The following is a 13554-nucleotide window of genomic DNA, read 5'->3' on the forward strand; positions in this document are numbered from 1 at the left end:
AGGCGTTCAAGTCACTCATTTGACCTCCCTTGCACAGAGTTCCGACAACATCCGCAGCCGGCGCTTGGGTTCGGCGACGAACGGATTTCGCTCGTCCCAGGCATAACCGGCGAGGATCGAGCTGATCATGCGGCGGATGTCCGGTGAGCCGCCCTCATGATAAATCACATCCTGGAAGGTGCCGGCGTACCAGCCTTCGACATAGCAACGGAATGTGTCGACGCCACGCTTGAGTGGTGCAGCGAACTCGGTTTGCCAATCGACGTTTTCGCCTTGCAGTTGGCGGTGCAGAACTGCCGCGGCCATGCTTGCCGAGCGCATGGCGATGGTCACGCCGGAGGAAAACACCGGGTCGAGGAATTCCGCTGCATTGCCCAGCAGCGCAAAACCGGGTCCGTGAAGGGTTTTGACGTTGGCCGAATAGCCGCCGATGGTTCGCGCAGGCGTATCCCACACGGCGTTATTCAGCACACCAGACAGGCTTGGGGTTTGCGCGATGAACCCGCGCAGGCAGTCGTCGAGATTCTCGGTACGGCCTGCGAAATGTTCGGCGGCCGCGACCACGCCCACCGAGCAACGGCCATTGCTGAACGGAATGGTCCAGAACCAGATGTCGCGATGGGTCGGATGGGTGGTGATGAGGATTTTTTCCCGCTCGAAAGCCGGGTTGTCGATATGGTCTTCGACATGGGTGAACACCGCCTGGCGCACAGGGAAATTCGACGGCGCCTCAAGGTCGAGCAAGCGCGGCAGCACGCGACCGTAGCCGCTGGCGTCGAGCACGAAATCCGCTTCGACGCGGTACTGGCTGCCGTCTTCGCGCTGCACATCGAGTTGCGGTTTGGCCAAGGTGAAATCGGCACTGACGATCGCTTCGCCGTAGCGCACTTCCACGCCCTGGAGTGCCGCCTGATCGGCCAGCAGTTTGTCGAAGTCGGCGCGCTGGACCTGAAAGGTGGTCGGCTTGCCGTTGCCGAAGGTGTCACCGAAATCGAAGGCGCTGTAGTGCTCGCCCCAGGCGAATGCCGCACCGTTTTTCAGCTGGAACCCGGCGGCGTTCACCGCCTCGAGCATGCCGGCTTCCTCGACGAAATCCAGGCAGTGGGACAGCAGGCTTTCACCGATGGAAAACCGCGGGAAATGCTGGCGTTCGATCATCAGCACGTCGTGGCCTTTGCGCTTGAGCAGCGCGGCGGCGATGGCGCCCGAGGGCCCCGCGCCGATCACCACAACCTGGCGACGTTCCATTTCAACTGTTGGCACTGGAGCTCCTTGCCGGGACGGCGATGTTCAAGCGGGTTCGGTGCATGCCGGCAAGCGCCGGCAGCAGTGTGGCGATCAGGCCCATCACCATCAGCGCAAAATACAGCGCCGGGCTGATGAGGTGTTGTTGCAGCAGCAGGTTGAGAAAGACGATCTCACTCAAACCACGGATATTGAGCAGGATACTTTCCCGCCAGCGGCTGGCGCCTTCAAACGAGGCGCCGGCCCAACCGAGGCCCAGCCAGTTGCCCAGCAGTTTGCTGATGATCGGCAACAGCAGCAGCGCAGTCAGTTGCACCCAGCCGAGGCTGGCCATGGCCGCGTGGACGTTGATCTGCACGATGCCGAACGTGAGGATCAGCGGGATCGCGATATACGTCTGCACGTGACTCAGCCAGATCACCGGCAGCGGCAGCACCAGCGGCACCTTGAGCACGGCCATGCACAACAGATAGCCAATGCCGACAATCAGTGCATTGAGCTTGAAGTGCTCCGCCGCTACCAATAGCGCAAAGAAGCAGACGCTGTGCAACAACGGTTGGCGCAGACGCAGCAGGCGCAGCAGTAACGGCAGGCAGGCTGCAGCCAGCGGCACCAGCAGGCTGCTCAGGTGCAGGCTGCCCTGGGCGATGGCGAACAGGGTCCAGCAGGTGAGGTCGATCAGGATGGCAGTCTGTACCAGGCGCCGGGTGGCGGCAGGCGGGTAGTGGATGTGCCGCAGGTACAGATACAACACCGGAATGGCGGTGATGGCGAACAGCAGGCCGACCGCCAGGGAACTGATCCAGGGTTGCGGCGGTAACAGCCAGACCGCTGTCGCGAGCCCGCAGGTGAACGGAATGCAGAAGCTTGGCAGGGCGATTTTCAGGCTCTGGCGGTCGAGTCGCAGGTCGATCACGTCGCTGAGAATATGCCCCAGGAGCAAGGCAAAGCTCAGGCTGTAGAGATTTTTCAGCCACACCGGCGCCACCAGCGCGGCACCGCTCAGTAGCCACTGGGGTTCGATCCAGAAGTACATCAGCAACGGCAGGCCGAAGGTGGCCAGCAGCAACTGGCTGACGATCGGGATCACGCCGAAATGACGACCGACACGGGTGGCCACGGCGAACAGTGCCAGGGCCATGAACCAGAACAGGACGACCATCATGCTGCCGGCTCCGTAATCGCGCCAACATGGACGTGTCGTCCAGCCCAGGGTGCGAGGATGAAGCTGAAGGCCAGGCCGAGGCTCACCGACAGACCGAAGTTGCTCACCGCCGGCGTACTGGACACCGCCAGAAGCCCGAACGACAGCCAGGTGGTCAGCGCCGCCAGCAGGGTGCCCAGCAGGCTCACGGCGGCGCCGCCGACCTGTTCGCGCATCAGGATCGCGTAGTCGACGCTGATGGCCGTGACCAGCAGCAGGCCGAACAGACTGAACAGCGTCAACGGTTGCCCGAGCCAGCCGAGACTGGCCAGGCTGCACAGCGCCGCCAGCAGTGGCAGGGCGACGATGCGCAGCGCGCCACCCAGGCCGAACGGCAGGATCAGTACCAGCACGATCAACACACAGGAGGCGAGTTTCAGTTCCGCGGCACTGACTTGAGTATGGGCGAAGACCTCGTTCAATTCGCCGAGGCGATCCACCAGTTCCACGCCGGGCAAATCCATGGCCTGGACCCGCAACAAGGAAGGGTTGTTCAGGCCTTGCAGGCTGACCAGCGCCGCTACGCCGTCATCGATGGGGCCTAGCCACAGGCCGCGATAAGGTTCGGCCAAAGGACCGACCAACGCGGCGTCGATGTCTTCGATCGGCAGCGCCTGCAACCTTGCCAGTTCAGCTTGCAGCGCGGCGGCCGGCACGCCGAGGTCGAGCAACGGTTGCCAGAATTGCGGCAGCTGGTTCAACGCCTCACGCACCCGCCGCTGTTCGCTCGGCTGGCTGACCAGTTGATTGAGTGACAGATAACCCTGGAGCTTTTCCAGATTGACTAACTGATCCAGCCGCTCGCTCAACGCCGTCTGGCGTTCGAGCAGTTGCTGTTGATCGGCCGCGCGCACCAGGAAGAACTGGCTGGTGGGTTGATAGCCGGTGATGCGCGCGATGGTCTGGGCTTCGTCAGTCAATTGCTGCGGTGCGCCGACCCACTGGCGAATATCGTTGCGGGTGTCGAGCTGCAACAGTCCGCCCACACAAAAGGCAATCAGCAGCGCCAGCAACACCGGGGTGCGCGCAATGTTCAGCAGCGCTTCACGGCGATCCAGCAAATATTCGGCGACCCGCAGCGGCCACTGCGCCGGACGCAGCTCGACGCCTTTGAGCAGCGCCGGCAACAGGCACACCGCGCACAGGTAGGCACCGAGCAGCCCGGCGGCAGAGAACACGGCAATCTGGGTCAGTGCCGGGAATGGCGTCCAGGCCAGGGCCAGGTAGCCGATGCAGCTGGTGATCAGGCTCAGCGTCAGGCCCGGCAGGGTCAGGCGCAATGCCGGCCAGCTGTGCCAGGGTTTCAGGCTCCAGCTCTTGGACAGGTAATGCAGCGGGTAATCGACAGCGACGCCGATCAGGCTGGAGCCGAGCACCAGGGTCATCACGTGCATGTGCCCGAACATCGCCACGCAGGCCACGGCACCGAACAGCATGCCCACCAGGACCGGCACAAACGCCAGCAACACCCGCCAGCGCCGGAAGGCCAGCAACAGCAGCAACAGAATGCCCGCCGTGGCGCCGCCGCCGACCCAGGTCATTTCCCGGGTGGCTTGCCGTTGCCCGCTGGCGGCGTAGAGCAAGCCACTGGCGGCCAGCAATTGCACGTCGGCCTGTGCGGCTTGTTCCCGGCCCTGCTGGAGCAGATCGGCCACTTGCAGCGGCAGGTTCATGTCGAAGGCGTTGCCGGTGGTCCGCGCCCGCAGCAGCACCCAGCTTTTGCCGTCGGCGTCGGCGTCGGCATCGGCGACCAGCGCACCGCTGCCGAGGTCCAGTTGCACTGAACCGTGTTGCGGCTGGCTGTTCTGGATGCGTCCGGTCAGGCCCAGCCAGTCATCCTCGCTCGGCACCAGGCTGAAACCGGTGAAGGGGTCGAACAGTGCTTGGACCCGTTGCTGGATAAACGCGTCGGGGTGCTCGATCAGCTGTTGCCGATCCGTCGCCGAGAGCATCGCCAGGCGGCCTTGCAGCAATTGCGTGCGCAACGCCGGCAAATCCGCTTGCAGGTTCCACTGGACCTTTTCGAACAAGCCGCTGGCCTGCCACTGCTCACCCAGTGTCTGCGCCATGGCGATGGCTTGCGGGCGATCCTTGTGGCCGACCAGCACCAGCATTTCGCGGTTCAGCGGTTCTTGCATGCGTTGTTCGGCGCGCAGTTCCAGCGCATCCGGCGCCGTGCCCGGCACCAGTTCCATCAGATTGGCCGACAGCGGTGCGCCGTCACGCCATTGCCAACCGGCGAGCGCGAGCACCGTCAGCAGCAGGAGCAGAAACAGCCACGGCAGCCTGCGTTCACTCGGCAAAGTCATGTTGCTCCGCTTCGCTCAACGGTTGGGTGCCGGTGCTTTCCTGCATGCGCAACAGCGTGCTGTCACCCTGGGTTTCCAACAGCTGGATGCTGTGCACCAGTTCACCGCCGGTGATATTGATCTGATTGAACACCTGCTTGAGCAGCATCGAGCGCGGCACCAGGGTCAGGGTCCAGTTCTGTGCGTCGCCGCTCAGGGATAGCTCGAAGTCCCGTTGCAGTCCGCTGCTGTCGCCTTGCAGTACGGCGAGGAACAAGCGGTTCTGCTCGGCGCCGGCACTCTTGCCCGGGAGCATTTGCCAACCGTTGGCGTCGCGCCGGGCAATGCCCTTGGCACTGATGCGGTAATCCTGTTGCAGCGGGGTTTTCAGCAGCCAGAGCAGGCCGTGATTTTTCGCCAGGACAAAGGTGCCCTTGCTGGTCAGCGGCTGCGGCAGGGCGCGCAAGTGTTTTTCCTGGATGAAGTTGCCGTGGACCACCTCGGGCCTGGCCAGTTGATCGCTGAGCTGTTGCAGGTCGAAGGCGTTGGCCAACCCCGGAGTACCCAGTAACACGCAAAACACTGTAGGAGCGAGCTTGCTCGCGAAAAACCTGAGAGCGCCGCGAAGTGTCAGGTGCCCAGCGTCATCGTTAACGACCATCGCTGCGGTGCGGCGATCCGACAAGCCCGCTCCCACAGGGGGGCGGGGGTGGCAGTAAATCATGGCAGGGCCCTCTCTACGGCGTCGGTGAAGACCTTGGGCGAAGCCAACAGCATTTCACGACTGCCCATGTCGACGGCAACCTGCACGGAACTGGCACGGGTCAGGCGTTCACCGGTGTGCAGATCGCTGATCAGGTAGCTGATCTTCAGACGGTTCTCCCACTCCACCAGATTGGCCCGCACATTCAGCTTCTGACCGAACACGGCACCGCGCACATAGCGCAACTGCAAGTCGATCACCGGCCAGGCGTAACCCGACGCAACCATGGCGTCGTAGTTGTGGCCGATCTTGTCCAGCAACGCACAGCGGGCGACTTCCAGGTATTTGACGTAATGGCCGTGCCAGACGACGTTCATGGTGTCGACGTCAAAGAACGGCACCAGGATTTCCGTATCGGCATGAAGCACGCCCTTGCTACGCATGCAGCCTCCAGTGTTGTTCGGCGATACGCTTCAGGCACAGGCGCAATTCGCCCTCCAGGGCACGGTCTTCGATGACCGGCGCAAAGTCCTTGGCCAGTTCCTCGTGCATGGCGGCCAGGGCGGGTGGCAAGGGGCGCGCCTCTTCAGCCATGCCGCGCAGCCAGACGCCCTGGTTGGCCGCCAGCAGCGTGGCGGCGGCGACCTGTTCGGTCAGCTCCAGCACGCGGATCGCGTCCCGGGCGGCAATGGTGCCCATGCTGACCTTGTCCTGGTTGTGGCATTCGGTGGAGCGCGAGAAGACGCTGGCCGGCATGGTGTTTTTCAGCGCTTCGGCCGTCCAGGCGCTGGTGCCGATCTGCACCGCCTTGAAACCGTGGTTGAGCATCGCCCGGTCGGCTGTGGCGCCGGACAGGTTGCTCGGCAAGCCGTGGTTGTAACGCTCGTCCACCAGCAGGGCGAGTTGACGGTCGAGCAGGTCGGCGACGTTGGCCACCAGGTTTTTCAGGCTGTCCATGGCGAACGCGATGTGGCCGCCATAGAAGTGCCCGCCGTGCAGCACGCGTTCGGCTTCGGCGTCGATGATCGGGTTGTCGTTGGCGCTGTTGAGCTCGATCTCGATGAACGAGCGCAACCAGTTCAGGCTGTCGGCCAATACGCCGAGGACGTGGGGCGCGCAACGCAGGGAATAACGGTCTTGCAGGCGATGCAACGGCGCGGTCGGCGCGTCGATCGCCAGATCCTTGCGCAGCCAGGCGGCGACTTGCATCTGCCCCGGGTGCGGTTTGGTGGCGAACAGGCGCTCGTCGAAATGTTCCGGGTTGCCTTGCAGTGCGACCACGTTCAGCGCGGTGATGCGGGTCGCCAGTTGTAGCAGGTAATCGGCGCGGGCAAAGGCCAGGCACGCCAGGCCGGTCATGACCGCGGTGCCGTTCATCAGCGCCAGGGCCTCTTTCGGGCGCAGTACCAGCGGTTGCCAACCGAGTTCGCGGTGCACGTCGGCAGCTTGTCGGCGTTCACCGCGAAACAGCACTTCGCGCTCGCCGGACAGGGTCGCGGCCACATAGGACAGCGGCGTCAGATCACCGCTGGCGCCCACCGAGCCTTCTTCCGGGATCAGCGGCAGGATGTCGTGTTCGAGGAAGGCGTGCAGGCGTTCCAACAGTTCTACGCGAACCCCGGAGACGCCTTGGCATAGCGACTGCAGCCGCGCTGCGAGCACCGCGCGCGTAGCCTGGGCGTCAAGCAGCTTGCCCAGGCCGCAGCCGTGGAAGGTGTACAGATGACGGGGCAGGGCCTCGACGTGATGCAGCGGCACCGCAACCACGCAGGAATCGCCGTAACCGGTGGTCACGCCGTAGATCACCCCTTCCTTGTCCAGCAGGGAGTCGAGGAATCGCGCACCCTTGGCGATACGCTCGCGGTATGCGGGGTCGCTTTGCAACTGCGTCGGCACCTGACGGTTGGCCAGGGCCAGCACGTCTTCGATGCGCAGAGGGAGTTCGCCGAAGGTTACCGGCTCAAGCGTTGACGTCGTCATCGGTCTTCCAGAAAGGGTAAAAGTTGAACCATTGTTGGGGCGCTTGCAGGCAATAGTGACCCAGGCGTTCGGCGTAGCGGGTCGCCCACTGATGAATGACCTGCTCGCGGTCGCTGCGCTTCCACACCACGGCCTCGGTGAACGGCTCGAGGGTCACCCGATATTGGCCCGTCGGCTTCTTCAGGCACATCAGCAGATTGATCGGGCATTTGAGCAAACCGGCCAGCAACCATGGGCCTTGAGGAAACGCGGCTTGATGGCCGAGAAAATCCACGGTCACGCTCCGCCCGCCGTGCAGCGGCACGCGGTCGCCGGCGATCGCCAGCCACTCGCCGCGCTCCAGGCGCTCATGCAGTTGCAACATGATGACCGGGTCGAGTTCACTGACCTGGATCAGCCGCAGGTTGGTCGCGCCCGCTTCACCCAGCAGGCGATTGAATTGCTCGGCGTGCTTGGTGTGCACCAGTACGTTCATGGTGACCTTCTCACCGATCTCCGCCAATGCGCGGCAGACCTCGAGGTTACCCAGATGCGCACCCACCAGCATCTGCCCGCGTGTGCCGCGCAATTGATTGCGCAGCAGCGCCGGGTCGATGATTTCTATCTGCTCGATGCTCAGCTTGCCATTCCACACATCGAGCTTGTCGAGCATGGAGTCGGCGAACGCCATGAACTGGCCGAACACTCGCCAATGGGTCGGGCGCAATTCGGTGCGACCGCTCCAGTCGGCGAGCCGTTGCTGGTAGTGCCAGGCACTGTGGCGGGCGCTGCGACCGAACAGAAAAAAGTACAGGACGATGCCGTACAACAGCGGGCTCAACAGTCGGCGGCCAAGCACCTTGGCGCCGAATGCAGTGAGCTTCATCAGCCAGAAACTGCCGCGTTCCTGGCGGTCGGCCCAGTGTTGCCGATCTGCGCTCATGCTCGCCACCGCCGCCAGAGGATCACCGGGGCCTGCCATAGCATGCCGAAGAACAGGCGGGTGTGCATGCTCGTTATCAGCACGTTGTCGCGGAACATGCGGAAATGCGAGACGCCGTCCAGCGGGTAGTGAACCCGGGTTTGCAGCCACTGCATCGGCTGGTTGCGCCAGGCCAGGCGCACCAGGATGTCCGAGTCGAAGTCCATGCGCTTGCCAATTTTTGCGGTGTCGATCAGTGCCAGAGTCGGCGCCAACGGATAGAGACGAAAGCCGCACATGGAATCGCGGATCTGCAGCGACAAGGTGTTGATCCAGACCATGACGTGAGTCAGGTAGCGGGCGTACAAGCGACCTTTGGGCACGCTGGCATCGTACTTCGGATAACCGCAGATCACCGCCTCGGGATGCAGGCGCGATTGTTCGATGAAGGTCGCGACGTCCTGCAGGTCGTGCTGGCCGTCGGCATCGACCTGCAAGGCATGACTGAAACCCAGGCGCGAAGCTTCGCGAAAGCCGGTCATGACGGCGGCGCCCTTGCCCTGGTTGGAGGCCAGGCGGATCAGGAACACCTTGTCGCGCCGGGCCAGTCGATCGAGCACTTTTGCGCAGGATTGATCGCTGGCGTCGTCCACCAGCAGGCACGGCAAGCCGCTGGCGAGCACGGCATCGACCACTGTGGTGATGGCGGTTTCGTGGTTGTAGACCGGGATGACGGCGCAGGGGTTATGCATCCGCTGAGGCCTCCAGCAATATCCGCCCACTGGAACAGGTAGCGGTCTCATTGCGATAGGCGAAATACAACTTGCCGCGTGCCGGGTCAAAGCGCAGGTGCAGTTGGACTTCATCCCCCGGGCGCACCAATTGCTGGAATTTCAGCACTTCCATGCCGGCGAATTTTGCCGGCAGGCCCATCAATCGCTGACCCAGCATAAGCGCCCACTCCACCTGCACCACGCCGGGCAATACCGGGGCCTGGGGGAAATGGCCACTGAAGTAGGCGAGGTCCGGTGGCACCGCCAGTTGCAGGCTCCACTCGCCATCGACTTCGAGCTGTTCCAGCACCTCTGGCACCTTTGGCCGCGGCGCCAGCAGCAGGGCTTCAACGTCGGCCTGAGGCAGCTTGCCTTGGGCGTTCAGCGGCAGTTGCCGCAGCAGGCGCCAACGGCGTGGCAGGGCGAGGGCTTCGCAATGCAGGCTCAGATGCTGACGCAATGCTTGCGTGAGGGTGCGGCGGCCCTGATTGCGCAAGGCATGCAAGCCCTGTTCGCTCAGCACCGCCAGCACGCCCAATGACGCACGATTTTCCTGAACCACGCCAAGGCGCGCTTCGGCAACCCACTCGTGGTCCGTCAACGCCTTTTCCAGCATCGGCAGCGAGATGCGTTTCTCTTCCAGCTTGACGATCCGGTCCAGTCGCCCGAGCAATTCGAAGCGGCCATCGGCTGCGATTCGTGCGGCATCCGCGGTGTGTTCGATATGACTGGGCGGCAAGTAAGGCGAGGCAACAAGCAGCGCACCGTCGCTGTCCTGGCTCAACTCGATACCGGCAAAGGGCTGCCAGAGATCCTGTCCCTGCCGCCAGGCAATGCCGCCGGTTTCCGAGCTGCCAAAGATTTCCGTCGGCCATTGGTTCAGGCGGTCGTGCAAGCGTTGAGCAGCCTCGGCCGGTAACGCACCGCCGGAGGAAAACACCCGTCGAACCGCACTCAAGGCCGGCCAGTCGAGATTGTCGCCCATGCGCTTGAGCAGCGCCGGGCTGGCGACCCAGGCGAACGCCGGGTGTTCACGGCTGGCGCGCTGCAAATCTTCCGGAAACGCCAGTTGCCTGCGCACGAACGGGCGTCCGGCGCACAACGGCCACAACACCCGGAACAGCAGGCCGTAGATATGCTGGGTGGCAACGCTGCCGATGAGGCAGGCCTCACCCAGGTCGGCGCCCCACAGACGCTCCAGCGCTTCGACTTCATTGGCCAGCTGGCGCAGGCTTTTGTCGATGCGCTTGGGTTCACCGCTGGAGCCGGACGTGCACAAGCTCAGCTGGCAGCGATCCACATCCAGCGTGGCGACGCTCAGTGGCGAATGCCGATAATCACTCAGGTGCGCGTCATCGGCCTGATCGGTCAGCCATAGATCGACTTCCATCGACCAGCGCTGGCGAGTCTGGGCTTGCACGTCGGCAGGCAGCAGCACGCTGACCCCGGCACGCCAGGCGCCGAGCAGGGTAATCGCCAGCTCGGCGGCGTCTTCGAGGTGCACGGCAATGCGCTGCACGCCCTGGGCCTGCAGGCCGGCGGCCAGGCTCAATGCCTGCTCGCACAGTTGCGCGTGACTCAGCGCCGGCCCTGCCGTCACGGCACGTTCCGGCTGAGCCTTGAGCAACAGGTGCTCAAGTTTTGTCCAATTCATGGGTGGCCTCGTACCCGTTGTCGAATGAGCCATTCAATTGCAAACAGCAGGCCCATCAATCCGTAGGAAATCAGACCGGTGTACAACATCCACCAACTCAGCGGCGCCCACAGGGTCAGGGCGGCGGCCAGCACACCGTTACAGAGGAAGAACACACTCCAGGCGATCGTCACCTGACGGGTATAGACAATCGCCTTGGCCGGCAGTTGCGGTTCACGCATGCGCGCCAGCCGTTCGACCATCGGCGGGCCGTATTTCAGGCTCAACCCAAATAGCCCGAGCATGAACGCGCTGATCAGTACCGGGTACCAGCGCAGCAACAGCGGGCTGTCCGACAGCGCCAGCAGCAGGCAAAAAGCGATCGCGCCGATCGCTATCCACAGACTGCCTGGCTTGCGCGCACTGAACACGGCTCGGGCCAGCCACAGGCCGCCCAGCAGCAGACCGAACTGCCACGGGGCAAAATGCTCCATGCCGAAATACACCGCAAAGGGGTACAGCAGGCCCGCCAGCAGCAGGCCAAGGCCGATCAATCGACTCATGCGGCCGGATGAACCAGACGGTAGACCGCCTCGACCACGTCGCTGACGGTACGCACCGATTTGAATTCTTCGGCGGCGATTTTCTTGCCAGTCTGGCGTTTGATGTGATCGATCAGGTCGACGGCGTCGATGCTGTCGATTTCCAGGTCCTGATACAGGTTGGATTCGAGGCTCACACGCTCGGGGTCCAACTCGAAGAGTTCGACCATGGCATCGCGCAGGGTGTTGAAAATGTCGTCACGAGTTTGCATGGTCCGGTCTCAAGCTGCCTGTTTTGCAGTGACGAACGCCGCAAGGCTCGCCACGTTGCTGAAGTGATTGCGCGTGTCCTTGGCGTCGGCGTCGATCTTGATGCCGTATTTTTTCTGGATGGCCAGGCCGAGTTCCAGGGCGTCGACCGAATCCAGGCCCAGGCCTTCGCCAAATAGCGTCTGGTCATCGCCGATGTCGTCGGCGCTGATGTCCTCAAGGCCCAGGGCGTCGATGATCAGTTCTTTGATTTCCTGCTTGAGACTAAGAGTGTGTAGTTCGCTCATCTTCGGCGAGCTCCTTGATAAAGTAATGATGCAGATAATCGTTGAGCTTGCGTGACGCCTGAGGAGCAGGGCCCAGCGCAGCGAAGGCTTGTGGGTCTATATCGGCCCCGACACGGAAACTGAAGTGCACGCGACGTTTGGGGATCCGATACCAGGGCTCGGCCTTGGTCAATGTGGTGGGGCTGACCTTGATGATCACCGGGGTGAGGATTTTCGCACCGCGCAGCGCGATCGCCGCGGCACCCCGATGAAAGGCCGGCGCGTGGCCTGGCCGGGTGCGCGTGCCTTCGGGAAAGATGATCAGGGTCTGGCCACTTTTCAGGGCATCGGCAGCGGCATCGAGCATGTCCATACTGCCATCGTTGCTGATGTATTCAGTGCGGCGTAGCGGATCGCGGGTAAAGGGGTTCTCCCAGAGGCTTTGCTTGACCACGCAGTTGGCATGGCGCACCAGGCCGATCAGGAACACGACATCGATCAGCGACGGGTGATTGGCGATGATCATCTGTCCCGGTCGACCGAGCTTTTCAGCCCCCTGAATGTCGTAGGTCAGCACGCCGGTGCGGGCCATGAACCGGACGAAAAACCAGAAACAGCGACTGACGGTTTGCCGCGCCCGCAACCGATGCGTCTGGGCATCGCCCGGCAGGCAGCTCAGCAGCGGGAAAATCACCAGGCGCAGGCACACCCCGCCCAACCCGAACAGGGTGAAGCTTGCGGCGGTAGCCAGCAGGCGCCAGTAATAGGCGTCGCGGTTTTTATCTGTTACGGGTTGCGTTGCCAGGTCCATACACGATTTTTCCAGGCATGTTGGCAGGTAGTCTGCTGGCCGAGCAGGGTACGCAAGAGATCCAGGGCATGGGGCCAGCGAGCTTTGGACAACTCATCCGGGTTGCTGTTCAGGGACAGCTGCCAGTCATTGCCCGGGGTCATCAGCAGGCCGACCGCATAAGGGAACGGCACATCGTCGATCCAGGTGGAATAGGCTTCGGGTGGCTGCTCTTCGGTGACCACCAGCAGGACTGCCGTCGCACCTTCGGCGAGCAATGCCGCGGCCTCTAGCATGCCGTGTTCCAGGCCGTCGCCGGCGGCCGCGAGGGCCGTCATCTCACTGGTTTCGCCCCGCATGATCGACCACAGGCCGATGACCGCGTTGTGCACCGACAGGCTGAACTGGGTAGGGGACAGCGGTTGCTCGGCGGCCAGCTCGCTGAGGATTTCAAAGGTTCGCGGGGTTTCGCCGTGGCGGGAAATAAAGACCAACGGTAAGTCCGGACGCCCCTCGGCCAATGGCCAGCCAACACTGAATGCCATCCGCGCCAGGCGGCTGAGTCGCCGGCGCTGCATGGCCGGTAAAAAAGAGACGTCGGGGGCGGCATCGCTGCCCTGGAGCACGACCGGCTGTCGGCACCAGGCTTGCCAATCGTCCACGCTTTCGAGCCCGGGGGCCCACGCGCGCCATTGGGCGATGTTGAAGTTAATCACAGACATTCATCCCGCCCCTGCGGGCTTCCTTGACGCGGTGAATCGCAAAAGCAGCGATAGACGCTACGTAGCGCTTTGCGCCAGTGGCGCGCATTATCGCGGTGCGGCGAGCCCGTAGCAAATGCTGGTTACATTTTGCTCAACAGTAGCGGTGACTACGCTCGAGCCTTCGTATGACCATTATCCATAGTGCGCCTGCCATGTCTGTCGGCTCATTTTGCGATCAATGGATGACTTTGCAGC

Annotated in this window: 14 protein-coding genes; all 14 read right to left on the reverse strand. The window is 63.0% G+C overall.

Features of this window, described 5'->3' with window-relative positions; translation table 11 throughout:
• Nucleotides 1–15: 15 nt before the first annotated feature.
• Genes ACA062_RS01975 through ACA062_RS02040 form a run of 14 tightly spaced genes read right to left on the reverse strand, consistent with a single transcriptional unit; the run spans nt 16 to nt 13317 of the window.
• A complete protein-coding gene (locus ACA062_RS01975; RefSeq protein WP_497454993.1) occupies nt 16–1263 on the reverse strand; it encodes an NAD(P)/FAD-dependent oxidoreductase in 1248 nt (415 codons plus the stop codon).
• The gene (locus ACA062_RS01980; RefSeq protein ID WP_497454994.1) at nt 1250–2410 is read right to left on the reverse strand and encodes a cation:proton antiporter; all 1161 of its coding nucleotides are present in this window, start codon (nt 2408–2410) and stop codon (nt 1250–1252) included. The genes ACA062_RS01975 and ACA062_RS01980 overlap by 14 nt, the downstream gene beginning before the upstream one ends.
• On the reverse strand, nt 2407–4758 hold the full coding sequence (locus ACA062_RS01985) for an MMPL family transporter (protein WP_497454995.1): 2352 nt from the start codon (nt 4756–4758) through the stop codon (nt 2407–2409). Before ACA062_RS01985 ends, ACA062_RS01980 begins: the two co-directional genes overlap by 4 nt.
• Complete coding sequence (locus ACA062_RS01990) at nt 4742–5461, reverse strand: outer membrane lipoprotein carrier protein LolA (RefSeq protein WP_497454996.1); 720 nt, start codon at nt 5459–5461, stop codon at nt 4742–4744. Before ACA062_RS01990 ends, ACA062_RS01985 begins: the two co-directional genes overlap by 17 nt.
• On the reverse strand, nt 5458–5883 hold the full coding sequence (locus ACA062_RS01995) for an acyl-CoA thioesterase (protein WP_497454997.1): 426 nt from the start codon (nt 5881–5883) through the stop codon (nt 5458–5460). Before ACA062_RS01995 ends, ACA062_RS01990 begins: the two co-directional genes overlap by 4 nt.
• A complete protein-coding gene (locus ACA062_RS02000) occupies nt 5876–7420 on the reverse strand; it encodes an HAL/PAL/TAL family ammonia-lyase (RefSeq protein ID WP_497454998.1) in 1545 nt (514 codons plus the stop codon). Before ACA062_RS02000 ends, ACA062_RS01995 begins: the two co-directional genes overlap by 8 nt.
• Nucleotides 7401–8342 (reverse strand): lysophospholipid acyltransferase family protein, encoded by a 942-nt coding sequence (locus tag ACA062_RS02005; protein ID WP_497454999.1) that lies wholly within the window; start codon nt 8340–8342, stop codon nt 7401–7403. The genes ACA062_RS02000 and ACA062_RS02005 overlap by 20 nt, the downstream gene beginning before the upstream one ends.
• Entirely contained in the window at nt 8339–9073 is a 735-nt protein-coding gene (locus tag ACA062_RS02010; RefSeq protein WP_497455000.1) for a glycosyltransferase family 2 protein, read from the reverse strand. The genes ACA062_RS02005 and ACA062_RS02010 overlap by 4 nt, the downstream gene beginning before the upstream one ends.
• Nucleotides 9066–10748 (reverse strand): ApeI family dehydratase, encoded by a 1683-nt coding sequence (locus ACA062_RS02015; RefSeq protein WP_497455001.1) that lies wholly within the window; start codon nt 10746–10748, stop codon nt 9066–9068. The genes ACA062_RS02010 and ACA062_RS02015 overlap by 8 nt, the downstream gene beginning before the upstream one ends.
• Nucleotides 10745–11290: a COG4648 family protein gene (locus ACA062_RS02020; RefSeq protein WP_497455002.1), complete on the reverse strand. Its 546-nt coding sequence runs from the start codon at nt 11288–11290 to the stop codon at nt 10745–10747. Before ACA062_RS02020 ends, ACA062_RS02015 begins: the two co-directional genes overlap by 4 nt.
• Nucleotides 11287–11541: an acyl carrier protein gene (locus ACA062_RS02025; protein WP_128872907.1), complete on the reverse strand. Its 255-nt coding sequence runs from the start codon at nt 11539–11541 to the stop codon at nt 11287–11289. The genes ACA062_RS02020 and ACA062_RS02025 overlap by 4 nt, the downstream gene beginning before the upstream one ends.
• 9 nt (nt 11542–11550) lie before the next feature.
• Entirely contained in the window at nt 11551–11826 is a 276-nt protein-coding gene (locus ACA062_RS02030; RefSeq protein ID WP_497455003.1) for a phosphopantetheine-binding protein, read from the reverse strand.
• Complete coding sequence (locus tag ACA062_RS02035; protein ID WP_497455004.1) at nt 11804–12616, reverse strand: lysophospholipid acyltransferase family protein; 813 nt, start codon at nt 12614–12616, stop codon at nt 11804–11806. The genes ACA062_RS02030 and ACA062_RS02035 overlap by 23 nt, the downstream gene beginning before the upstream one ends.
• Nucleotides 12592–13317 (reverse strand): beta-ketoacyl synthase chain length factor, encoded by a 726-nt coding sequence (locus ACA062_RS02040; protein WP_497455005.1) that lies wholly within the window; start codon nt 13315–13317, stop codon nt 12592–12594. The genes ACA062_RS02035 and ACA062_RS02040 overlap by 25 nt, the downstream gene beginning before the upstream one ends.
• Nucleotides 13318–13554 lie beyond the last annotated feature (237 nt).

This window comes from Pseudomonas sp. LBUM1679 (genome assembly GCF_059695565.1).